Source organism: Mangrovicoccus ximenensis (genome assembly GCF_003056725.1).
GTDB classification, from domain to species: Bacteria; Pseudomonadota; Alphaproteobacteria; order Rhodobacterales; family Rhodobacteraceae; genus Mangrovicoccus; species Mangrovicoccus ximenensis.
Genome location: NZ_QBKZ01000014.1, coordinates 339201 through 362055, shown reverse-complemented (window position 1 = coordinate 362055; position 22855 = coordinate 339201). Strand labels below are relative to the sequence as shown.

Annotated in this window: 20 protein-coding genes and 5 pseudogenes; 14 read left to right on the top strand and 11 right to left on the bottom strand. The window is 68.6% G+C overall.

Features of this window, described 5'->3' with window-relative positions; all coding sequences use genetic code 11:
• Positions 1-25 precede the first annotated feature (25 nt).
• The 3 genes and pseudogenes from C7T91_RS35920 to C7T91_RS15950 all read right to left on the bottom strand — a co-directional run.
• Positions 26-520 (bottom strand): hypothetical protein, encoded by a 495-nt coding sequence (locus tag C7T91_RS35920; protein ID WP_236638273.1) that lies wholly within the window; start codon positions 518-520, stop codon positions 26-28.
• Between the two features lie 67 nt (positions 521-587).
• A complete protein-coding gene (locus C7T91_RS15955; RefSeq protein WP_108260117.1) occupies positions 588-1673 on the bottom strand; it encodes a DNA recombination protein RmuC in 1086 nt (361 codons plus the stop codon).
• A 312-nt stretch (positions 1674-1985) separates the two neighbouring features.
• Positions 1986-2327 (bottom strand): annotated as a pseudogene (locus C7T91_RS15950) (ATP-binding cassette domain-containing protein); the annotation flags it as partial.
• 234 nt (positions 2328-2561) lie between these two features.
• On the opposite strand from C7T91_RS15950, the gene C7T91_RS15945 reads away from it, so the two are divergent.
• Complete coding sequence (locus tag C7T91_RS15945; protein WP_108260082.1) at positions 2562-3086, top strand: hypothetical protein; 525 nt, start codon at positions 2562-2564, stop codon at positions 3084-3086.
• Here the strand turns inward: C7T91_RS15945 and C7T91_RS15940 are convergent.
• Both C7T91_RS15940 and C7T91_RS15935 read right to left on the bottom strand, forming a co-directional pair.
• Positions 2992-3726 carry an alpha/beta fold hydrolase gene (locus tag C7T91_RS15940; protein ID WP_236638272.1) on the bottom strand — a complete coding sequence of 245 codons (735 nt, stop codon included), beginning with the start codon at positions 3724-3726 and terminating at the stop codon, positions 2992-2994. The genes C7T91_RS15945 and C7T91_RS15940 overlap by 95 nt on opposite strands.
• Positions 3726-4013, bottom strand: a complete 288-nt coding sequence (locus C7T91_RS15935; RefSeq protein WP_108260081.1) for an SCP2 sterol-binding domain-containing protein — start codon at positions 4011-4013, stop codon at positions 3726-3728. Before C7T91_RS15935 ends, C7T91_RS15940 begins: the two co-directional genes overlap by 1 nt.
• Before the next feature lie 83 nt (positions 4014-4096).
• Between C7T91_RS15935 and C7T91_RS15930 the strand changes: the two genes are divergently transcribed.
• The 4 genes from C7T91_RS15930 to C7T91_RS15915 all read left to right on the top strand — a co-directional run bounded on the left by C7T91_RS15930 (position 4097) and on the right by C7T91_RS15915 (position 9617).
• Positions 4097-4630: a tetratricopeptide repeat protein gene (locus C7T91_RS15930; RefSeq protein ID WP_236638271.1), complete on the top strand. Its 534-nt coding sequence runs from the start codon at positions 4097-4099 to the stop codon at positions 4628-4630.
• Positions 4631-4655: 25 nt separating this feature from the next.
• A complete protein-coding gene (locus C7T91_RS15925) occupies positions 4656-7655 on the top strand; it encodes a GMC family oxidoreductase N-terminal domain-containing protein (RefSeq protein WP_108260079.1) in 3000 nt (999 codons plus the stop codon).
• Between the two features lie 90 nt (positions 7656-7745).
• Complete coding sequence (locus tag C7T91_RS15920; protein ID WP_161555934.1) at positions 7746-7937, top strand: IS3 family transposase; 192 nt, start codon at positions 7746-7748, stop codon at positions 7935-7937.
• A gap of 153 nt (positions 7938-8090) precedes the next feature.
• Entirely contained in the window at positions 8091-9617 is a 1527-nt protein-coding gene (locus tag C7T91_RS15915) for an FAD-binding oxidoreductase (protein WP_161555933.1), read from the top strand.
• Positions 9618-9822: 205 nt separating this feature from the next.
• On the opposite strand, the gene C7T91_RS32645 is transcribed toward C7T91_RS15915, so the two are convergent.
• Positions 9823-9969: a hypothetical protein gene (locus C7T91_RS32645; RefSeq protein WP_161555932.1), complete on the bottom strand. Its 147-nt coding sequence runs from the start codon at positions 9967-9969 to the stop codon at positions 9823-9825.
• 101 nt (positions 9970-10070) lie between these two features.
• Here C7T91_RS32645 and C7T91_RS15910 point away from each other — a divergent pair.
• A pseudogene (locus tag C7T91_RS15910) lies at positions 10071-11512 on the top strand (UxaA family hydrolase).
• On the opposite strand, the gene C7T91_RS15905 reads toward C7T91_RS15910, so the two are convergent.
• Positions 11513-12388, bottom strand: coding sequence for a helix-turn-helix transcriptional regulator (locus tag C7T91_RS15905; protein WP_108260076.1), 876 nt, complete (start codon positions 12386-12388; stop codon positions 11513-11515).
• Between the two features lie 178 nt (positions 12389-12566).
• Here C7T91_RS15905 and C7T91_RS15900 point away from each other — a divergent pair, with 178 nt between their 5' ends.
• From C7T91_RS15900 to C7T91_RS15870, 7 genes and pseudogenes are all read left to right on the top strand, one after another.
• A complete protein-coding gene (locus C7T91_RS15900; RefSeq protein ID WP_108260115.1) occupies positions 12567-12848 on the top strand; it encodes a family 4 glycosyl hydrolase in 282 nt (93 codons plus the stop codon).
• A 129-nt stretch (positions 12849-12977) separates the two neighbouring features.
• Positions 12978-14291: an FtsX-like permease family protein gene (locus tag C7T91_RS15890; RefSeq protein ID WP_108260075.1), complete on the top strand. Its 1314-nt coding sequence runs from the start codon at positions 12978-12980 to the stop codon at positions 14289-14291.
• Between the two features lie 17 nt (positions 14292-14308).
• Positions 14309-14623: pseudogene (locus C7T91_RS39580) on the top strand (copper chaperone PCu(A)C); the annotation flags it as partial.
• A 55-nt stretch (positions 14624-14678) separates the two neighbouring features.
• A pseudogene (locus tag C7T91_RS15885) lies at positions 14679-15224 on the top strand (SDR family NAD(P)-dependent oxidoreductase); the annotation flags it as partial.
• An 88-nt stretch (positions 15225-15312) separates the two neighbouring features.
• On the top strand, positions 15313-15645 hold the full coding sequence (locus C7T91_RS15880; RefSeq protein ID WP_108260073.1) for a DUF3775 domain-containing protein: 333 nt from the start codon (positions 15313-15315) through the stop codon (positions 15643-15645).
• Between the two features lie 116 nt (positions 15646-15761).
• Entirely contained in the window at positions 15762-16055 is a 294-nt protein-coding gene (locus C7T91_RS15875; RefSeq protein ID WP_108260072.1) for a hypothetical protein, read from the top strand.
• Positions 16056-16226: 171 nt separating this feature from the next.
• Positions 16227-16478, top strand: coding sequence for a hypothetical protein (locus C7T91_RS15870; protein WP_108260071.1), 252 nt, complete (start codon positions 16227-16229; stop codon positions 16476-16478).
• Positions 16479-17732: 1254 nt separating this feature from the next.
• Here C7T91_RS15870 and C7T91_RS38510 read toward each other — a convergent pair.
• Positions 17733-18206 carry an MBL fold metallo-hydrolase gene (locus C7T91_RS38510; RefSeq protein WP_108260114.1) on the bottom strand — a complete coding sequence of 158 codons (474 nt, stop codon included), beginning with the start codon at positions 18204-18206 and terminating at the stop codon, positions 17733-17735.
• Positions 18207-18371: 165 nt separating this feature from the next.
• Between C7T91_RS38510 and C7T91_RS39575 the strand changes: the two are divergent.
• A pseudogene (locus C7T91_RS39575) lies at positions 18372-19181 on the top strand (histidine kinase dimerization/phospho-acceptor domain-containing protein); the annotation flags it as partial.
• Here the strand turns inward: C7T91_RS39575 and C7T91_RS15855 are convergent.
• The 3 genes from C7T91_RS15855 to C7T91_RS15845 are packed head-to-tail and all read right to left on the bottom strand — an operon-like array spanning position 19117 to position 22847.
• Positions 19117-20997: an ABC transporter ATP-binding protein gene (locus tag C7T91_RS15855; RefSeq protein ID WP_269101691.1), complete on the bottom strand. Its 1881-nt coding sequence runs from the start codon at positions 20995-20997 to the stop codon at positions 19117-19119. The pseudogene C7T91_RS39575 and the gene C7T91_RS15855 overlap by 65 nt on opposite strands.
• Entirely contained in the window at positions 20990-21922 is a 933-nt protein-coding gene (locus tag C7T91_RS15850; RefSeq protein WP_201742124.1) for an ABC transporter permease, read from the bottom strand. Before C7T91_RS15850 ends, C7T91_RS15855 begins: the two co-directional genes overlap by 8 nt.
• A gap of 10 nt (positions 21923-21932) precedes the next feature.
• Positions 21933-22847, bottom strand: coding sequence for an ABC transporter permease (locus C7T91_RS15845; protein ID WP_108260068.1), 915 nt, complete (start codon positions 22845-22847; stop codon positions 21933-21935).
• Positions 22848-22855: the final 8 nt, after the last annotated feature.

Below are 22855 nucleotides of genomic sequence, written 5' to 3'. Positions count from 1 at the left end.
TGGCCGGGGCTCGCCTTGCTGCCGGTCAGCGGCCGCCGAATTCGTGGTGGTACTGCACGCCGAGCCGCTCCGCGCCGGAGCGGAAGCCGCCATCCGGGCCGGCCCGGTGGTCGACCGCCACGGAAACCGCATTGCCCGAATTCAGCCGCACGCCGAGCCCCAGCCGGGTGCGCAGCGCCAGGTCGTCCTTGGTGTTCACCCCGTCGGCGAAATCGTAGTAGCCGGGCATCACGCTGCCTTCGGCGAACCAGTTGCCGCCCAGCGGCATCTCGGCGGTCACGCCGCCGCCCACCCAGAGATCGTCGATGCCGTCCGCGACCGCCCCGCCGCCGAGACGGATGTCGGCCGGCCCGACATAGGTCAGCGGATTGCTGCGGATGTCCGCGGAGACGCTGAGGTCGCGGTCGCCGCGCGACTCTCCGGGCTGGCTCTGGCCGAGGCCGAAGACCGCCTCGGCCGCCGGGACCGGGGAAGCGAGGAAAAGGCCCGCAAGGGCCGCGACTGCCGGAAGAACCCGCATGGTATGTCTGCCTGTTATGCTGTGTTTTTCTGTGGTCTGCTCTGGCGCAAATCTAGCGCCGCGCCGCTCACTCTGCCAGTGGCAGCGTCGCAGCCTGCGCAAATCGGGGATCTTCCGCCTGCGGCGCGATCTCTTCGAAGTCGAAATTGTCCAGCCGCTGGGCCCGCCGCCCGGCCTTCTCGGCGCTGATCTTGATGTCGGCGATGTCCTTCGACGCCTGGCCGAAATGCCGGTCGAGATTGCCGACCCGGTCGCCCAGCCGCTCGACATCTTTCGCCAGCAGCGCCAGCTCGCGCCGCACATGGCCGGCCTGCTCGCGCATCCGCACGTCCTTCAGCACCGCGCGCATCGTGTTCAGCGTCGCCATGCAGGTGGTCGGCGAGACCGTCCAGACCCGCAGCGCGAAGCCTTCGCGGATCAGCTCGGGGAAGCTCGCATGCAGCTCGGCATAGACCGCCTCGGAGGGCAGGAACATCAGCGCGCCATCGGCGGTCTCGCCGTCGATCACGTATTTCTCGGCGATCGCCCGCAGGTGGCTGCGCACGGCGGTGCGCATGTCGCGGGCAGCCTCGGCCAGCGCCCGCTCGTCCTTGGCATTGCGCAGCTTCTCATAGGCTTCGAGCGGGAATTTCGAATCGATGACGATCGGCCCCGGAGGGTTCGGCAGATGGATCAGGCAATCCGCCCGCCGCCCGTTCGAAAGCGTCGCCTGCATCGTGTAGCTGTCGGCCGGCAGCGCCTTCTGCACGATGTCGTTGAGCTGGATTTCCCCGAAGGCGCCGCGGGTCTGCTTGTTCGCGAGAATGTCCTGCAGCCCCAGCACGTCGCCCGAGAGCTTCTCGATATTGGCCTGCGCCCTGTCGATCGCCTCCAGCCGCTGCTGCAGGTCGCCCAAGCTGCGCGCCGTGCGGGTCGCCTGGCCGTGCAGCGTGTCGCCCATCGACTTGGTGACTTCCTCGAGCCGCCGCTCCATCGTCGCCAGCATCGCGGTCTGCGCCGCTGCCTGCGCCTCGGCCACATGGGAGAGGCCGCCGGCCAGCCGCTGCTGCGCCTCGCCGAGGCCCTGCAGTCCCAGGGTCCGGCGCGTCCCTCCGGCAGAGCTCCCGGCGCGCTGCCGCTGCACGCTGGTCCTGCCGGTCCATTCCGCTGCCATTGTCCCGGCCCAGCAGCCCGCAGCGCTTGCCGCCGCGCTGACGCGTTGCCGCCCGGCGTTTGTCCCGGCCACATGCTTCTGCTGCGGCAAGCGGAGATCAGGCGTGGCGATGATGCCCCCGGCAGCAAGGACCGGCAGGCACATGGCTGTTCCGTCAGGGCGCCGGAGCAGTGCGGATGCCCGCAGGCTACTGCGGCGAACCGGGCGGCACTCAGGCGGCGCGCTTTCGCGTCGGCACCGCCAAATCCCCGCTCCTGCCGGAGACCGCGGGGAGCGCCGTGCCGAACCCCTGCCCTGCCCTGCAGCGGCAGGCTAGGCCGCCGGGACCTGTCCGGAGGCCAGGAAGTCGCGGACGAAGTCACTGGCCGGACGGCTGCGCAGATCGGCGGGGCAGCCGACCTGCTCGATCCTGCCGGTGGACATCACGGCCACGAGGTCGGCCAGCTCCATCGCCTCCTCCTGGTCATGGGTGACGAAGACCGTCGTCAGCCCGGTCTCGTCATGGATGCGGCGCAATCCGGCGCGCAGCTCCCGCCGCACCGAGGCGTCGAGCGCGCCGAAGGGCTCGTCGAGCAAGAGGATGCGCGGCTCGATCGCCAGCGCCCGGGCGAAGGCGACGCGCTGGCGCTGGCCGCCCGAAAGCTGGCCAGGATAGCCGCGGAACGGCGATGCTGACCCGCCGGGAGGGTCGCGCGCGCGACACCGCCGTTGCCCCCGGGGCTGCCCATCCTGCCTGCTTGCCCGGGAGCCCGCGCGGACGGCCCTCGGCACCTCTCGGGGCCATCCTAACCGGGGCGGGACGGCCGGATCTTGCATTCCGGAGGCGTTTCGCGGGATATGGCGGCCGTCGCCTCCCCCCGGACCGCCCCTTGAAGATCGATTGCCGCCATGCCCCAGACTGACCATCTCAAGACTGATTGTTCGAAATGCGCAGCCCTGTGCTGTCTCGTGCTGGCCTTCGACAAGGGCAAGGATTTCGCCTTCGACAAGAACCCCTGCGAGCCGTGCCGGAACCTCTCGGGGCACGACTGCTCGATCCATGACAGGCTGGCCCAGGAAGGATTTCCGGGCTGCGTCGCCTATGATTGCCTCGGCGCCGGCAACCGCGTGGTCCAGGAGGTGTTCGGCGGGCAGTCCTGGCAGCAGGAGCCGCGCCTGACGCGGGTGATGATGGAAGCCTTCTCGGGCATGTGCGAGGTCCACAAGCGCATCGACCTGCTGCGGGCCGCCGGGACGCTGCCGCTGGAGCCGCGCGACGAGCAGGCGCGCCGGTCGTTCCTCGACCGGCTCGAGCAGCACCGCTGGAGCGGAACCGAACTCAATGAATTCGAGGCGGGCCTGGCGCTGGAGATCGACATCTTCTTCCACGGGATCGCGTCCCACCTGCCCGGCACGCCCACCGCCGGGCACTGATCCGGCAGAGCCGCGCCTTCGGCCCTGCTCCCGGCAGCCGCCGTGCCGGAACAGGGCGCCGGGGCCAGGGCCAAGAAACGGTCCCGGAGCGAAAGGCAGGCGCATGTGGCCCGGGCTGGACGTTGGCCGCAATCGCGCGCACCTTCGCCATTGCCACCTGCCACATCGGCGCGGAAAAGGCGGCGGCGCGGACCTCGAGCCCGGCTTCCAGCGATTGCAGGGCGATCGCGCCGCCCATGGAATGCGCCAGCAGGAACCAGGGCTTCGGCAGCCCGGCCTCGCCGGCATGGGCGAGGAAGGCCGCCACGTCGCGCTGGTAGTCGGCGAACCGGTCGACATGGCCGAGCCGCGGATCGGACAGAAGCCGGTCGGCTAGCCCCTGGCCGCGCCAGTCGATCGCGGCGAAGCCGTAGCCCGCCGCCATGAAATCGCGGGCGGTGGGGCCGTATTTCTCGATGTATTCGGTGCGGCCGGGGAAGCACAGCACGGTGCCCTTGGGGCCGCGGCCGAATTCGCCGATCCGGATGCGCACCCCGTCGCGCGTCTGCCGCCAGACCGCGCGGGCCCCGTCGGGCGCGCCGCTGTCCGCCGCGAAGAAGGGTGCGATGCCGGTGCCGGACATGCCCCCCGTGTCCCGCATCAGGACAATGCTGCGCCGAGCTTCATCGCGGCGCCCATGTCGCCGTCGATCTTGAGCCGGCCCGACATGAAGGCGCTGGAGGGGTCGAGCGCGCCGTCGAGCATCGCCTCGAACGTGTCGCGGTCGGCCGAGAGGGTCACGTCGGTGTCGTCGTCGCTTTCGCGCACGCCCGCGCCGTCGACCACGATGCTGCCTTCGCCGACGATGTGGAATTTCGCCGACCCGTCGAACCCGTCGCCCAGCTTCGCTCGGAGGGCTTCCACGGCCCCGTCGATCACATTGCTCATATCCGACCCTTCCTCGTCACGATGGGTATGGCAAAACGGCGCCGAGCCGTTATGTTTCGACTATGACCAGACCTTCGCGGTTTTTGAAACCGGTTTTCCTCGCCCTGGCCTGTTCCGTTGCGTCGCCGCTGGCGGCCGCAGCCGACAGGCTCGACGACCTGTTCGCCCAGCTCCAGGATCCGGAAACCGAAAACTGGTCCGGCGTCGAATCCGAGATCTGGCAGGAGTGGTCGCGATCGGGCTCGCCGGCGATGGACCTGCTGCTGCAGCGCGGCCGCGAGGCGATGGAGGCGGGCGAACTCGAGGCCGCCGTCGACCACCTGACCGCGCTGACCGACCATGCGCCGGATTTCGCCGAAGGCTGGAACGCCCGCGCCACCGCCTTCTACCAGGAGGGCGAGCTGGGGCTCGCCGTGGCCGACATCGAACGTACGCTGGCGCTGAATCCGCGGCATTTCGGGGCGTTGTCCGGGTTCGGGATGATCCTCGAGGAGCTTGGCCATGTCGCGCAGGCGCTCGATGTCTATCACGCCGCTTTGGCTATACATCCGCACCAGCCGAACGTAGAAGAGGCCATCGAGCGGATCAAAAGGGAACTGGGCGAGCAGGACATCTGACCCGCCCATTTCAAGGAACAGGCCAATGACGGCGCGAGGCAGGGTCCAGGCAGTCCTGGGTCCGACGAATACGGGCAAGACCCATTACGCGATCGAGCGCATGCTCTCCTATCGCACCGGGGTCATCGGTCTGCCCCTCCGGCTGCTGGCCAGGGAAGTTTACGACCGCATCGTGGAAAAGCGCGGCCCGTCGGTCGTGGCGCTTGTCACCGGCGAAGAGCGAATCGTGCCCGAGCGGACCCAGTACTGGGTCTGCACGGTCGAGGCGATGCCGGAGGGCTTGGGCGCCGATTTCGTGGCGATCGACGAGATCCAGCTTTGCGCCGATCCCGAGCGCGGCCATGTCTTCACCGACCGGCTGCTGCGCTCGCGCGGCTTCCAGGAAACGCTGTTCCTCGGCGCCTCGACCATGCGCGGCGCGATCGCGGCGCTGGTTCCGGAGGCCACCTTCCAGAGCCGCGAGCGGTTTTCGGAGCTCAGCCATACCGGATCGAAGAAGATCAGCCGGATGCCGCCGCGCTCGGCGATCGTCGGGTTCTCGGTGGATTCGGTCTATTCCATCGCCGAGGTGATCCGCCGCCTGAAGGGCGGGGCGGCCGTCGTCATGGGCGCGCTTTCCCCGCGCACGCGCAACGCGCAGGTGGAGATGTACCAGAACGGCGATGTCGACTATCTCGTCGCCACCGACGCGATCGGCATGGGGCTGAACCTCGACATCCGCCATGTCGCGTTTTCCTCGACCCACAAATTCGACGGCCGCCGGATGCGCCCCCTTCAGCCCAACGAGCTGGCGCAGATCGCCGGACGGGCCGGACGCCATACCGAGGACGGCACTTTCGGCGTGACCGGCGAGGCGCGGCCCTTGCACGAGGACCTGGCCGAGGCGATCGTCGAGAACCGCTTCGCGCCGGTGACCAAGCTGCAATGGCGCAATTCGCGGCTGAACTTCGCCAATTTGGGCGGGCTGATCGCCTCGCTCGAAGAGCATACCCATCACGAATTGCTGACCCGCGCCCGCGATGCCGATGACGTGCTGGCGCTGAAATCGCTGGCCTCCTCGGCCGAGGTGCGCAACCGCGCCAACAACACGAAGTCGATCCGGCTTCTGTGGGATGTCTGCCGGATTCCGGATTTCCGCGGGATTTCGGAAACCGAGCATGCCGCGCTTCTGGAGCGGATCTACGAGTTCCTGCATGACCGCGGGCGAATCACCGACGACTGGATGGCGGCGCAGGTCCGCCGCATCGACCGGACCGAGGGCGATATCGATGCATTGTCCAAGCGATTGGCCTATATTCGCACTTGGACCTACGTGGCGCAGCGCCAGGGCTGGCTGGATGACGAAAGCCATTGGCGCGAGGTGACTCGTTCTGTAGAAGACCGCCTGTCGGATGCGCTGCATGCGCGGCTGACCCAAAGATTTGTTGACCGGCGCACCAGCGTGCTCCTGCGGCGGTTGAAGGAAAAGGAGAGCCTTGTGGCTGAGGTGAATGACAAGGGCGAAGTGACCGTTGAGGGCCAGTTCGTCGGACGGCTGGAAGGGTTCCGCTTCAGCCAGGACAAGGCCGCAACGGCTGACGAAGCGAAGACCCTGCGCCAGGCAGCGGTCGCGGCGCTTGCGCCGGAATTCCACCTGCGTGCCGACAGGTTCTACAACGCGCCGGATACCGAGCTGGACTTCACCGACCAGGGCGGCCTGATGTGGGGCGAGCATGCCGTCGGCAAGCTGGTCGCGGGCGCCGAGACGCTGAAGCCGCAGGTCAAGGCCTTCGTCGATGACGAAGCCGGTCCCGACGTGGCGCAGAAGGTGCAGCGCCGCCTGCAGCATTTCATCGACCGCAAGGTCAATGCCGCCTTCGAACCGCTTCTTGCCATGTCCCGCGACGAGGCGCTGAGCCCGCAGGCGAAGGGCTTCGCCTTCCGCATGATGGAAGGCCAGGGGATCATCCCGCGCGACGCCATCGCCAACGAGGTGAAGGCGCTCGACCAGGAGACCCGCGGCCAGCTGCGCAAGCACGGCGTGCGCTTCGGCCAGTTCACCATCTTCATGCCGCTGCTGCTGAAGCCGGCGCCGACGCGTCTGCGGCTGGTGCTCTGGGCGCTCGAGGGCAATCTCGACGAATTCCCCTCCGCGCCGCCGCCCGGCCTGGTCACCGTGCCGACCGACGAGCACGCGCCCGAGGGCTATCACGCGATGGCGGGCTACCGCCCGGCGGGCGTGCGCGCGATCCGCATCGACATGCTGGAGCGCCTGGCCGACCTGCTTTCGGAGGACCCGGCCGCGCGCGTGCTGCTGGTCGAGGCCGGACCCGAGCCGCGGGACTTCTGGCTCCGCGCGCCGGCCGGCATGGGCATGATGTTCATGAACGCGCGCTACAACTGGCGCTTCGAGACCGCGCCGGTGCCGGGGCTGGGCGGTCGCCGGGTCTACTGGCCGCGCGGCAAGACGCTGGGCGGATCGAGCGCGATCAACGGCATGGTCTACATGCGCGGCCATCCGATGGATTACGACCACTGGGCCGGGCTCGGCAACGAAGGCTGGGGCTGGGACGACGTGCTGCCCTATTTCCTGAAATCCGAGGACAATGTCCGGATCGAAAGCGGCCTGCATGCCAAGGGAGGCGCGATGCGGGTCAGCGACCCGGTGATGCGCCATCCCGCGACCGAGGATTTCGTCGCCGCCGCCGAGGCCGCCGGGATCCCGCGCATCGCCGAGCTGAACGCCCCGCCTTTCGAGGGAGTTTCCTACCAGCAGTTCACCATCCGCGGCGGGCGCCGCGAGTCGAGCTACACCGCCTTCCTGAAGCCGGTACGCAACCGCCCCAACCTGGCGGTGGAGACCGGGACGCGGGTGCTCAGGGTGCTGACCGCCGAAGGCCGCGCCACCGGCATCGAGACCGCGAAGGGCGGCCGCATCCGGACGCGGCGCGCCCGGCGCGAGGTGATCCTCTGCGGATGGGGCATCCACCGCATCAGTTCAACTACCGGCGGCTTCTGGATGCATGGACGGCCAACGCTTCAATGAGCAGGAAGGATGATTGCCTCGCGTTCAAGCGGGTCCGCGCCAGCAGATCGAACGGTCCGGGGCCCGTTCGAAGGCGTGAGACACGCGCCAATGGAGAGCGTCCTCGGATCGCTGAAGGCCGAGCTGGTTCACCGCGCCAGGTTCCGGTCCCGCCGCGAGGCCAAGGCGGCGCTGTTCGACTTCATCGCCATCTTCTGCAATCGGCAGCGCCGCCATTCGAGCATCGGCTGCCGCACGCCCGGGCAGACACGGATCGACATGGCCGCCGCGATGGCCGCATAGTGAATATCGCCCCAGTCCGGGATCCGGGGAAAAGGTCAGTCAGGGCGATGCGGCAGGACCGGACCGGGCCGAAGATTGTTGTTCCATTCACCAAGATCCCGCTGATAGGCTGCCGTTGATTGATTTTCAGAAATGACATGCTTGGCAGATCCGATGACCAGATTCCGCAGGAAGACGCTCCGCCCCTCGCCCTGGACCGAATACGAGCGGACGGAGACCGGCCTCCTCTCATATTCCGCCGAAGCGCTTGCGGCCCTGCAGCAGAAGCTGGCCGGGGACGTGCAGCAGCCGGGCTATCCGGGATACAATGACGACCGCATGGTCTTCATGCACAGCTACCAGCCCTATCCGCAGCTGATCATCCATGCCGTTTGCGAGACCGACGTGATCGCCGCGCTCGAATTCGCGCAGGCGCAGGAGCTGAAGGTCACCACCCGTTCGGGCGGGCATTCGACGGCCGGCTATTCCTCGAACGACCAGATCGTCATCGACACCAGCCGGATCGACCACGTGCTGGTCGACCCGGTCCACCGCACCGCGCGGGTCGGTGCCGGGACGATCTTCCACAAGCTCAACCGCGTGCTCGACCATTACTCGCTGCACGTGCCGGGCGGCGGCTGCGAGACGGTGGCGGTCGCGGGCTACATGCAGGGCGGCGGCTACGGCTTCACCTCGCGGATCTTCGGGATGAATTGCGACCATGTCCTGTCGCTGCGCATGGTCACGCCAGACGGCCAGATCCGGCGCTGCAACCCCGAGGAAAACGCCGATCTCTTCTGGGCGGTGCGCGGCGGCACCGGCAACCAGTTCGGCGTGCTGACCGAAATCGAGTACCGGCTGCACCCGCTGGAGGATGTCTGGGCCTTCGGGCTGAAATTCCCGCTTTCCGACGAGGCCGGGATCGCCCGTGCTGCGCGGATCATGGAGGAGCTGCAGGCGGATTACGCGAAGACGGGTCCGGCGAAGATGGGCCACCAGGCGCTGCTGATGTACCTGCCGACCGCCGGGCAGCCTGACGCGCAGCTGCCTTTCCTGCTGATCCGCGGGCTCTATGACGGGACCGAGGCGGAATGTGCCGCGGCGATCGGCCCGCTGCTCGGCCAGCTCGAGGACCGGCAGAGCCAGCTCGAGATCTGGCGCGCCGGGCGCTATCTGGAGATCAACGAGGCGCTCCTGTCGACCGTCGATCCGCCCGGGCTCGACATGCCGAATGTCTCGATGAACACCAAGCCGCTGGTCGACGGACGGATCATCGCCAGGGCGCATCCCGCGGAGCGCTGGCGCGAGGTGATCGACCATTTCCTGAAGGCGCCCGACCTGACCTGCTTCATCGCCGCCGAATTCTACGGCGGCGAAATCAACGAGCCTGCCCCCGATGCAATGGCCTACCGCCACCGCGATGCCAGCCTCGACCTGTTCTCCTGGGCGTTCTGGACCTTCGAGACCCATCGCCGGGCCAGCATCGACTGGCTCGACGAATTCGGCCGGATAGCCGGGGCGATGTCGGACGGGCACCGCTACCAGAACTATCCGCGGCGCGGCAATCCGGGCTTCGCGCGCCAGTATTTCGGGGAGAACCTCGAACGGCTGGTCGAGACCAAGCGGCGCCACGACCCCGGCAACCTCTTCGAATACGAGCAGTCGATCCCGCGCGAGCTGCCCTGCGGAGAAGAAGCATGACCGGCGCCTGGACGGAGCGCGAGGCCGAGGGCGAGCGGCTGATCTCGCTGTTCTTCGATCCGCCGATGGCGATCGCGCGGGTCGGCGCCTCGCCCGAACCGCTGGAAGCCTATCGCTGGAAGACCGACGAGAACCCGCATCGCGGGGTCCAGACCATGGTGGAGCCCGCTCCGACGCTCGTGCCGGTCTCCACGTCTCCGGCCGGCTATCCGCCCATGACGCTGACGGTCGGGACCCCCGAACGGATCGCCTTCAAGGATGCCAAGGGAAGGGTGAAGCCGGTCGCGCCCTTCTTCGAGCTCTGGGCGCGGGTGCAGGCGCGCTCGGGCAAGGTGACGGCGGTGCCGGTCACCGCCGCGTTCCTGGCGGCGCACCGCACCGATATCGCCGCGCTGCAATTCACGGTGACGGCGGCAAACCGCAAGGCGCAGGCCCGCACCAAGCGCGCCGCCGATGCCGCCATCGGCGCTCGAGGCGCCGGTCTCGCCCGGCCACAAGCTGGCGCGCCACGCCATCGCCAAGGGGGCGCCGATCCGGAAATTCGGGCAGGTGATCGGCTATGCGACCATGGAGATTTCCGAAGGCCAGCATGTCCACAGCCACAATTGCGAGATCGGTGCGCATGGCCGCGACTACGGCATCGGCGCCGATCTGGAGGCCGCCCGCAAGGCCGTGCCCGAGATGGCGCCGCGCAGCTTCCGCGGCTACCGCCGCGGGGACGGCCGTGTCGGCACGCGCAACATGATCGCGCTGGTGGCGACGGTGAACTGCTCGGCGACCGTCATCAAGCAGGCCGCCGACGAGGTGATGCGCTCCGGCATCCTGGCGGAGTATCCGAATGTCGACGGCGTGGTCGCCTTCGCCCATGGCACCGGCTGCGGCATGAACAACGAGGGACCGGGCTGGGAAAACCTGCAGCGCGTGCTCTGGGGCCATGCCACGCATCCGAATGTCGGTGCGGCGATCTTCGTCGGCCTCGGCTGCGAGGTGATGCAGATCGCCCGGATGAAGCAGATGTTCGACGCCACCGGCGGCGAGCGCTTCCACGGGCTGACCATCCAGGAAAACGGCGGCACCCGCGCGACGGTCGGGCTGATCGCCGCGAAGATCCGCGAGATGCTGCCGCAGGTGAACGAGGCGGAGCGGACGGACTGCCCGGTGTCGGAGCTGACCTTGGCCCTGCAATGCGGCGGCTCTGATGGATATTCCGGCATATCGGCCAATCCGGCGCTCGGCGTGCCTGCGACATGCTGGTGGGCCTGGGCGGCACGGTGGTGCTGTCGGAGACGCCCGAGATCTTCGGCGCCGAGGAATTGTTGCTGCGCCGTGCGGAAAGCCCTGAAATCGCCGAGAAATTGCTGGAGCGGATCCGCTGGTGGGAAAGCTATACCGCGATGAACGGCGGCTCGATGGACAACAATCCGAGCCCCGGAAACAAGGCGGGCGGGCTGACCACCATTCTCGAGAAGTCGCTCGGGGCCGTCGCGAAGGCGGGATCGACCCCCCTTCGCGACGTGCTGGCCTATGGCCAGCGGATCGACGGCAAGGGCCTCGTCTTCATGGATACGCCGGGCTACGATCCGGTTTCGGCGACGGGCCAGATCGCGGGTGGCGCGCAAGTGCTGGTCTTCACCACCGGGCGCGGCTCGGCCTTCGGCTCGAAGCCCGCGCCGACCATCAAGGTGGCGACCAACGATGCGCTCTACCAGGCGATGCCCGACGACATGGACCTGAATGCCGGGGACGTGGTCAGCGGCGGTGCCAGCCTGCAGGAAAAGGGCCGGGAGATCCTCGAGATGGTGATCGCGACCGCCTCGGGCCAGGCGACGAAGAGCGAGCTGCTGGGGCTCGGCGACAACGAATTCCTGCCCTGGCAGATCGGCGCGGTGATGTGATCACGCGAGCACGTCGCCGGAATCCGGTGGCGGCACCGCGCCCTTCATCAGGCGGTAGCTCGACGGGCTGTCGCCGATATACTGCTTGAACATCCGGCTGAAGAAATACGGATCGGAGAAGCCCAGCTCGAGGGCGGCCTCCTTGACCGTAAGCCCCATGCCGAGCCGGTTGGCCGCGAACTCCATCCGTTTGAGTTCGCGGAATTTTTTTGGCGTCATCCCCATCCGGTCGCGGAACGCCCGGCGGAAATAATCCGGGTTGTAGGGCACGCTTGCGAGCGCATCCTCGACGCCCGCGCCCAGGGGATCCGAGCTCAGCCGCGAGGCCACGAACATGATGTGCAGCGACAGCTGGTCCTGGCTCTCGGGGGTGCTGTCGCGGGTCTGCCAGCCTTCGAAGGCGGCCTCCAGATGCGCCAGCAGCAGCACCATGAAGGCGTGGTGCTGGCTGAGCGTCGTGTTCGCCCGCGAGGTCGACTCGCGGTAGTGGCGCACCAGCGGTTCGAGCGAGGCCCAGTCCGGGAACCGGGCTTTCTTCGCCAGCTTCATCTGGGAAATGACATCGCCGCGGCCGAACAGGTCCAGCATGAAATGCTGCGCCACGCCGGTGAATTCGTCCCCGCCGCAATCATGCCGCCCGCGGAAGCGGGTATAGGCCGGGATCAGCATCGCCTCGCCCGGCTCGAGCGTGAATTCCTCTTCGCCGACCCAATAGCGGCCGCGCCCGGTCAGCGGCATCACGAGGTCATGGACCGGGTTCAGCTTGTCGATGCGCCAGCGGGCATTGTGGCGCATCTTGATCGCCGAGCGGGCGAGCCGGAGCGACAGGGAGCGCATCGGCATCAGCGAAAGCGGGAAATGTTCGGTTTTCTCCATCTTTTTATCCCATACCCGGCATGTCCCCTGCGCTGCAACCCGGACTAACCTGGATTCATGGAATCATAACCATGAGTCCGGGCGGGGGAGCCCGGCGCAAGGGAGGAGCTTCCGGCGCACCGGTCGCCCGGCCACGGTTCGGCCGGGGCACGGATCCGTGCGGCCGCAGACCATCATCATGACACATTCCGAAGACAGAATTCCCGTCCGGATCGCCTATGTCGGCGGCGGCTCGCTGAACTGGGCGCCGAAGCTGATGACCGATCTCGCCCATGACACACGGCTTGCGGCAGAGGTCCGGCTCCATGACCTGGACCAGGCGGCGGCCCGGCGGAATGCCGCGATGGGCGCGCGCTTTGCCGAGGCGGCCCGCGGCACGCCGGCCCGCTCGCCGATGCGCCGGTCCTGCTGGCCGACGAGCCGACCGCCAGCCTCGACCGCGCCGCCGCCGACCGGCTGATCGGCGACCTGACCCGCATTTCCCGCGCCTCCGGGCGCACGCTGATCGCCGTCAGCCACGACCCGCATCTCCTGGAGCGGATGGACCGGATCGTCACCGTGACCGACGGGCGGATCGCGGAGGATCTCCATGTCTGATCTCTGGGCCTCGCTGCCCGCCCTGGCGCAGGACATCCTGGTCACGCTCGCGCTTCTGTCGCCGCTGGCCGTCTGCGCCGCCGTGCTGCTGCGGGGATTTGCGCCGCTGCCCTTGGTGCGCGCCGTGCTGTTCCGGTTCCGCTGGGCCAACCTTATCTTCGTGCTGCTGATCGCCGTCTCGGTCGGCATGGGCATCGGCGTGATCGCGCAGGAGCGCGGGCTGCGCCGCGGCATGGCGCTGGCCGCCGACAAGTTCGACCTCGTGGTCTCGGCGCCGGGCAGCGAGATGACGATGATGCTGGCGACCGTCTTCCTTCAGCCCTCGGACGTGCCGCTGCTCGGCGGCCGGATCTACGACGAGATCGCCCGTCACGAGAATGTCGACATCGCCGCGCCGCTGGCCTTCGGCGACAGCTACGGCGAAAGCCCCGTTGTCGGCACCACCGCCGATTTCGTCACCCATCTGGGCGACGGCCGGCTCGAGGGCCGCATCTGGCAGCACCATTCCGAAGCGATCGCCGGCGCCGCGAGCGGGCTGGCGATCGGCGACAGCTTCACCCCGGCCCATGGCGCGGGCGCCGGGGCGGATGCCCATGCCCATGAGGGCCAAGGCTTCACCGTCACCGGCCTGCTGCCGCGCTCGGGCACGCCCTGGGACCGGGCGCTGCTGATCCCGGTCGAGGCGGTCTGGGAGGTCCACGGCCTCGCCAACGGCCATGCGCCCGAGCGCGCTGACCAGATCGGCCCGCCCTTCGATCCGGACTATTTCCCCGGCACGCCGGCCGTGCTGGTCAAGGCCGAGGCGCTCTGGGCGAATTACGCGCTGCGCTCGGAATTCACCCGCGATGCCGAGACCATGGCCTTCTTCCCGGGCACCGTCCTCTCGGAGCTCTACCGGGTGATGGGCGACCTGCGCCAGGCGATGTCGCTGATGTCCGCCGTCACCCAGATCCTCGTTGCCGCCTCGGTGCTGCTGGGGCTTTTCATCCTGACCCGGCTGTTCCAGCGCCAGACCGCGATGCTGCGCGCGCTCGGCGCCCCGGCCCGCTTCGTCATGGCGGTGATCTGGAGCTATGGCGCCACGCTGCTCTGCGCGGGCACGGCGGCGGGGATCGCGGCGGGCTATGCCGCGGCCGCGGCGCTGTCGCGGATCGTGACGCTGCGCACCGACATGCTGGTCGAAGCCACGATCACCTGGCCGGAAATCCATCTCGCGGCGGGGTTCCTCGCCGCGACCAGCCTGCTTTCGCTGCTTCCCGCCCTCGTCGTCCTGCGCCAGCCGGTCGCCGAGGGGCTGCGCGCCTGACCCCGAAGGACCCTCCGATGATCCGCGCCCTGCTCGCCCTGTTCCTCCTGCTCTCCGGTCCTGCGCAAGCTGGCGAGCCGCATGCCCATGCCGACGCGGAAGAGCAGCACGCTTTCGCCCTCGGCGAGTTCGCGGTGGAACATGCCTGGACCCGCGCCACCGGCGGCGGCAGCGCGGATGTCTTCATGGTGCTGCACAACCTCGGCGACGCGCCGGTCATCCTGTCCGGCGCGCGCGCGGAGATCGCGGAGGAGGCGCAGATCGTCGGCTTCCGCATCTCGGGCGGCGCGGAAACTGCCGAGCCCCTGCCCGCCCTGCCCGTGCCTGCGGGCCGCGACATGGAGCTGGCGCCCGGCATCATGGCGGTCCGGCTCGAAGGCCTCTCCGGTCCGGCAGGCGGCGGCGGAGATCGGCGAGGTCGACGGTGTGGTCTATGTCGCCGGGGTCTACTGGCCGATGCCGGCCACCGGCTGGGACGCGGATCACGCGGCGGCAATGGCCGACGTCAATTTCGCGGGCGCGCTGCGGGTGCTGGGCGAGGTGGTGCCGGGCATGGTCAAGCGCGGGCGGGGGCATGTGCTGCTGACCGGCTCGCTCACCGGCTATCGCGGCCTGCCGGGCTCGATCGGCTACACCGCGTCGAAAGCCGGCGTCATGTCGCTTGCCGAATGCATGGCCTGCGACCTTGCCGGAACCGGGGTGAAGGTGCAGCTGGCCAATCCCGGCTTCATCCGCACCCGCCTGACGGACAAGAACAAGTTCGCGATGCCCTTCATCATGGAGCCCGAGCAGGCTGCCGCCATCGTTCTGCGCCACATGAAGCGTGGCGGGTTCCGCCGGGACTTTCCGCGCGGGTTCTCCCTGCTCTTCCGGCTGGGGCGGGCGCTGCCCGACGCGCTCTGGACGCGTCTCTTCGCGGCCAAGGCGGGCTGAGCCGCGGGCTGCCGGATCTGATCTATGTCCTTTTCTTCGCCCCTCGATTCGCGCAATCGTGTGGCTGTGACTCACCAAGGAGGCGAAAATGCCCGAAATCCATGCCGACATCGTGGCCCAGGTGATCCTGCTGGCGCGGGAAGCCGAGGACAGCGGAGATTCCACGGCGCGGGCGGAGCTGTCGTCTTTCATCCAGGGGATGAACGAGGACGACGCGCTGGCGCTGGTCGCGCTCGCCTGGGTCGGACGGGAAAGCTTCGCGCCCGAGGAATGGGACGAAGCCATGCAGACCGCGCGCGAGGAGGCGCGCGTGCCGACCGCCGACTACCTGTCGGGGATGCCGCAGCTCTCCGGCTATCTCGAGGACGGGCTCGAGGCGATGGGCATCTCGGCCACCGATGCCGAAGACGACCTGATGTGACCCCTGCCGCGGCCGTCCGCCGGCCGCGCAACCCGCCTTGCGGCGTTGACCTTGCCTAAAGATATGCCCGCTAGCATCCTGCGGCGCCGTGACGGTGCAGGGACAAGCAGGGGAATATGGCGATGGTCCAGGAAGTCGACCGGATGTATGCGCTGGCCTATATCGGGCTGGCGATCGGCTTCCCGCTGGTTTTCTACCTCTATTACCGGGCGCTGCTGTATTCCCACATGCTGGAGATCGACAGCCTGGCCGAGTACAAGGCTGCGCTCCGGGAGCGTGCCGAGGAAGATCCGGTGGCCCGGCTGTCGCTGCGGTTCCTCAAGGGCGCGACGCTCTATTTCGCGTTCTACTGGATTTCATTCGGCCTCATCGTCGGCTCGCATTTCGCCCGGGGCTGGTGGGAGCATTGAGCTGGGCGGGGCCGCTGCGCCGACCGCGGTGGAACATATGATACATGGCAGATATGCGCTTGACGCATCCCCCCCGAGTCGGGTTAGGGTGCTCTGCGGCAACGTGACGCTCAAGTGAAGCAATTTGTCGCTGCTTTGCAGCAACTTGGGCGACCGGCCGGGAGGAGAGAGATGAAGAAGCTCTGGGCCCTTGTCTGCGTGATCGGTTTTACCGGCTTCTGGGCCTACGGGCTCGCGATACTGGCGGCTCTGTTCGGCGACAAGCTGTTCGCGCCGCATGAGGCGGTCATATGCCTTGCCGGAGCGGCGCTCGGGCTCTATGCCCGGATGAAGCTCCTGAAGGGAACGCCGGCCATGCATGGCCGCCGCGCCGCTGCGCGGGACCGGATGGAGCGCGAATACCTGGAGAGTGCGAAGGGCTGATTTCGGTCCGCCGCGCCGCACCTTCATGGACGGTCGGCCGCATCCGCGGGGGAGGGGAGGCCTCCGCGGTGCGGCTGGCTTCGAATTCCGGTCGGGAGGGGAGGCCCGGCCGGATTTTTCGCAGGGCCGCGGGTCGGATACCGATTGCGCGATCGCGGATTTCGGATGCAGCTTTCCTATCATCATTGATGTCCTGCACCGGGGCAGCCGCCGCTGCTTCACATCGCGGCGCGGCTTCGCGGGAACTGGGCCAGGCGGCGAATGCCGGTTTGGCGGGAAGACCCGGCAGGTGACGTCCGTCGGGCGGCGGGACTTGGGTCCATATCGAGATCCCGTTTCCCGCGGCCCCTCCAGCATCGGCATCGACCGCATGCGCCTTGACGTCCGTCGCCGGATCGCCGCCGCCCCAGCGGTTGATGGCGGAGCAAGCCTGAGGGGGGGCGGTTCAGGCGGGGAGCTGTGGATCGGCACCGTTTGGCTGATGGCGGAAACCGGGAGCTGGCCGAGGGGGGCGCCGCTTGGCCGGACAGGTGCAACGGTGCAAGCCGCAGGGCGACCGATGGCGCGACGGTGCCTCGGGCAAGCCGGTCTGCCCCATGCCGTGACCGGGCTGGGTGATCACGCCGGCGGAAGTCCCATGCGGCGCCGAGCGTGCCGGGCGTGTCGCCGATATCGGTCAGTGGGAGCCGGTTCCGGAGGACTGCGGGTTTGGCCAGCCCATGCTGACGCTTGATACCTGCCGCTATCGCACGGCGCGCCGGTCCGGTGGCGAGCATTCTTGAGTGTGACCGGTGCGGACAGTTTCCCGCTTCCGCAGTGCCCCGAATTGCTGCCGGCGCCGCATGCGGCACCCGGCGAAGCCATGCCGCGATCCTCCGGAACGGCGCCGCGCTGTTCGTGCCCATCCGCTGGACTTGCTGCGCTTGGACGTCCGGCAGCCCTGCGGGCATCGCACGCAAAGGAGTCCGGCGGGCAAGGCGCTGTCCGAGCGGAGCATTCCGGAAGAAACGGGTCGGCTGGCCTGTAGCCGCGCCGAGCACTTCGGCGGACGTATCGTGCCGCGCCTTCCTGGCCGCCAAACCGCCGATACCCGGATCATCCGCGGTTGCGCCCGGATTGGTGGCGCCGCGATGGCCGGGCGCTTGCCGTCCGGTCCTGCGCTACCGGGATGACCTGCCTTCCCGCCGACCTGCGGCCATCCTCGCGGGCATGGGCGGAGAGAGGAGCATCTGATGGACATCAACGGTTTGGGAGCTATCGGGGCAAGCTTAGACTGCAGCCTCGCGGGGCTGGACGGAGCCGGGCCGGCCGTGTTCCGCAAACCTCTCCGGCGGCATCGCCTTCCCGATGTTCCGGACGGGCCTCCGCGCTGCGTTGCGCGATGGAGGATTGCGTTGGAGTCGATCTCGGATCGTGTCCGGGGGGACGGTGTCGCTTCCGGTGTCCATCGGGTTTCCCGGCGGGGGCCAGCCCGCTATGGTCGCGGTGGCTGTGGGTGACCAGGATGGCCTGGAGCGTGTTGCCGCCGATCGCGGCGAGCAGCGCGGCGAGATGCGCGGGATCGTCGGGGCCGGGGTCGATCAGCACCCGCCCGCGCTGCCCCAGCAGATAGGTATTGGTGCCGCGATAGGTCATCGGCGAGGGGTTCGGCGCCAGCACGCGCCGCAGGCCGGGGGCGATCTGCTCGGCTTGGCCCGGAACCGGGTCGAACTTGTCTGCTGCCGTCATGGCGTGGCGGGCCTCCGCGTTGCGCGGCGTTGCGCCGCCGGTGCTGCTGCAAGAGCGTTTCGTCTCCGCCGCGGGATAGCAGGCATCCTCCGCCGCGGCGAAAACTTCGGGGCCGGCCGGCGAAAGGTGATTCACCGCCGGACCGAAACGCTTTACGGCTAGGCCATGACCGGCCTGAGCATCAAACCCTATCTGCCGCAGAGCCTGACCTGGCGCGCGACCCTCATCCTCCTGCTGCCGGTGGTGATCCTGCAGCTGGTGGTCTCCATCGTCTTCATCCAGCGCCATGTCGATGACGTGACGGCGCAGATGACCGACAGCGTCCTTCTGGAGCTTGATTACCTGCTGGGCGAGATCAACCAGTCGCCGACGCCCGAAGCGGCGCGCCTGGTGGCGCGCGACCTCGGCCCGAAGCTCGGCATCCGCGTGACGATTCCGGCGCAGGACGAGCTCGAGGAGGGCTACCGCTGGTACGACCTCTCCGGCGGGCCGGTGATCGATGCCCTGCGCGCTGGCCTGCCGGAAACCCTGGTGGTGGATCTGACACGGTCGAAAAGCAGCGTCTACATGCGCGTGCCCAGCCGCTACGGCAATGTCGACCTGCGTTTCGACCGCGGCCGGGTCTCGGCGTCGAATCCGCACCAGCTCCTGGTGCTGATGCTGTTCACCGGGCTCCTGATGACGCTGATCGCCTATCTCTTCCTGCGCAACCAGCTGAAGCCGATTACCCGGCTGGCGGCGGCGGCACAGGATTTCGGCAAGGGCCGCCATGTCGCCTACAAGCCCTCGGGCGCGCGCGAGGTGCGGCTGGCGGGGCTTGCCTTCCTCGACATGCGCGACCGGATCGAACGGCAGATCGAGAGCCGCACTCTGATGCTGTCGGGGATCAGCCACGACCTGCGCACGCCGCTCACGCGGATGCGGCTGGAGCTGTCGCTGATGGACGAGACCGGGGAGACCGAGGCGCTGACCCGCGACGTGGCCGACATGGAGCGGCTGGTGAACGAGTTCCTGGCCTTCGCCCGCGGCGATGCGCTGGAGGCGGCGGAGCCGGTGGATGCGGCGGAGCTGCTGCAGGATTTCGTCGCCCGCAGCGAGCGGGGCGGGCTGCCGGTGACGCTGGCGCGCTGCGATGCGACGGGGCAGGTGCAGATGCGGCCGATGGCGGTGCCGCCCCGGCTTCGCGCTTGCGCGCCGCGCGGCGGCGGGCCTGGACCTCCGGATCGGGATCGAGCGAGGCGGCGAGCAGCGCGCGGGTGTAGGCTTCGCGCGGCGCCTCGAAGATCTGCTGCACGCTGCCCTGCTCGACGATCCGCCCGCCCTGCATCACCAGCACCCGGTCGGCAAAATCGCGCACGACGGGCAGGTCATGGGCGATGAAGATGTAGCTCAGCCCGTGGCTGGCCCGCAGCCGCGCCAGCAGCTCGATCACCTGCGCCTGGACCTGCACGTCGAGCGCCGAGACCGCCTCGTCGCAGACGATGATCCGGGGCTCGAGCGCCAGAGCGCGCGCGATGGCGATGCGCTGGCGCTGCCCGCCGGAGAACTGGTGCGGATGGCGGTGCATGTGCTCCTCGGAAAGCCCGACCTCGCGCAGGAGCTCGGCGACCCGCGCCTTCCAGCGGGATTTCTCGACGATGCCGGGATGGATCGCCCAGCCCTCCGAGATCAGCTGGAATACCGTCATCCGCGGGTTGAGGCTCTGGGTCGGGTCCTGGAACACCATCTGGATGTCGCGGCGCATCGCATGCAGCTCCTTCGGCGGCATCGCGAAGAGGTCGCGCCCGCGGTAGAGCGCGCGTCCCCCCGAGGCTTCCTCGAGCCGCAGGAGCAGCCGCGCGGTCGTGGACTTGCCCGAGCCGCTTTCGCCGACGATGGCGAGCGTCTCGCCCTCGCCGAGCTGGTAGCTGATGCCGTGCAGGGCGGTGAAGGCGCCGTATTTCTTCGAGACGTTCTGCAGCGACAGCACCGGTGCGGGCGGCTCGGCCTCGGCGCGGATCTCGCCCTTGCCCGGCGCCGCCGCGATCAGGCGCCGGGTATAGGGATGCTGCGGGTTGCGGTAGACCTCGGCGGCGCTGCCGGCCTCGACGATCTCGCCTTTCGACATCACCACCACGCGCTGCGCGATCTCGGCCACCACGCCGAGATCATGGGTGATGATGACCAGCGCCATGCCGGTCTCTTTCTGCAGCTCCTCGAGGAGCCCGAGGATCTGCGCCTGCACGGTGACGTCGAGCGCGGTGGTGGGCTCGTCGGCGATCAGCACGTCGGGCTTCAAGGCCAGCGCCATGGCGATCATCAGCCGCTGCCGCTGGCCGCCCGAGAACTGGTGCGGGTACTTCTCCGCCGCCGCCGCCGGGTCGGGGATGCCGACCTTGGCCAGCAGCCTGAGCGTCTCGGCCTTGGCCTCGGCGCGCGGGGTGCCGTGCAGCACCATGGTCTCCTCGACCTGCCAGCCGACGGTCCAGACCGGGTTCAGGTGGCTCAGCGGATCCTGGAAGATCATCGCGATCCGCCGCCCGTTGAGCCGGCGCCGCTCCGCCTTGGACATCTCCAGGATGTTGCGGCCCTCGAACAGGATCTCGCCGCTGTCGATCCGCCCGGGCGGCATGTCGATCAGGTCGAGCACCGCCGAGGAGCTGACCGACTTGCCCGAGCCGCTTTCGCCCAGGATCGCCAGCACTTCGCCCGGCCCGACGCTCCAGCTGACATGTTTCACGGCATGGACCGGGCCGCGCGCCGTGTCGAAGGTCACCGACAGGTCGCGGATTTCCAGAAGCGGATCAGCCATTCTTCTTGCCTCCGGTTTCGAGACGCCAGCGCTGCGCCGGATCGAGCGCGATGCGCATCCAGTTCGACAGCAGGTTCAGGGACAGAGTGGTCAGGATGATGGCGAGGCCCGGCCAGAAGCTCAGCCCCCAGGCGGTGGTCAGGTAGGGCCGCCCCTGCGCCACCATCAGCCCCCAGGTCACCTCGGGCGGCTGGATGCCGATGCCGAGGAAGCTGAGCGCGCTTTCCGCCAGCATCACGAAGGCGAAATCCAGCGTCGCGATGGTCACCAGGGTCGGCAGGATCACCGGCAGGATGTGGCGGAACACGATCCGCGGCACCGAGGCGCCCATCACGATCGCGGCCTGCACGAACATCCGCTCGCGCACCTCCAGCACCTCGGCGCGGGCGGTCCGCAGATAGACCGGGATGCGGGTGATGGCGAGCACCAGGATGATGTTCCCCACCGAAGGCTCGAGCATGTAGAGCACGATCACCGCGAGCAGCAGCGACGGGAAGGACATGATCACGTCGGCGAGCCGCGGGATCGCCTGGCCGAGCCGTCCGCGCGACCAGCCCGCCGCCAGCCCCAGCGCGGTGCCGATGGTCATCGAGGCAAGGACCGCGCCGGTGGCGATCGCCATGGTGTTCGACGCGGCGGTGACGATCCGCGCCAGCAGCGGCCGGCCCAGCTGGTCGCCGCCGAGCCACATCACCCAGGGCTGCGACAGGTCGAAGGGCGGCGCGTTGCGGCCGCGCAGGTTCTGCTTGGAGGCGACCGCATCGAGCAGCATCGGCCCGAAGACCGCGCAGAGGACCACCAGCAGCAGGAAGAGCGCCGCGCAGGTTGCGGGCTTGTCGGCCCAGAGCATTTTCAGCAGGCGCAGGAGCGGGCCGGGCGCGCCGGGATCGCGGCGGGAGCCGGAGACGGGATGGAGGTCTGACATGGCCATGGTCTCAATACCGGATGCGCGGATCGAGCGCCGCATAGGCGAGATCGATCAGGATGTTCATGACGAAGATGGCGAAGGCGGTGACCATGATCGCGGCCAGGACCACCGAGAAGTCGCGCTGCAGGATCGAGTCGATCATCAGCTTGCCGACGCCCGGGAAGCCGAAGATCGTCTCCACCACCACCGCGCCGTTCAGCAGCGCCGCCGCCTGGTCGCCGATCACGGTCAGCACCGGCAGCATGGCGTTGCGCAGCGCATGGACGAAGATCACCGCCCGCGGCCCGGCGCCCTTGGCGCGCGCGGTCTTCACGTAGGGCGATCCGAGCGCGGTGATCATCGAGCCGCGCACCACCTGCAGGATCAGCCCGAACGGCCGGATGAACAGCACCGAGACCGGCAGGATCCAGTGCCAGACCGTGCCCGTGCCCGAGGTCGGCAGCCAGCCGAGGCCGACGGAGAACACGGTGATCGCGACGATCGCCACCCAGAAATCCGGAGCCGAGGCGCCGATCAGCGAGAAGAAGGTGGCGATCCGGTCGAAGATGCCGCCGAGATTGAAGGCGGCCAGCGCGCCCAGCGTGATCGCCGCGCCGGAGACGATCGCCATGGTGATCAGCGCCAGCTGCAGCGTCCAGGCGAAAGCCTCGGTCACCACCTCGAGCGCCGGGCGGGCGCGCCGGATCGAGTCGCCGAAATCGAGCCGCACGAGGTCGCGCAGATAGTCGAGGAACTGCCAGATCAGCGGCTGGTCGAGCCCGTGCAGCACCCGGAAATTCTCCCGGGCCTCGGCCGAGGCATCGACCGGCAGGTAGAGATCGGTGGGGTCGCCGGTCAGCCGCGACAGGAAGAAGACGGCGATCACCAGCAGGATCAGAGACACCGCGCTGGAGACCGCGCGTTTCGCGAGGAAGCGTTGCATGGAGTGGT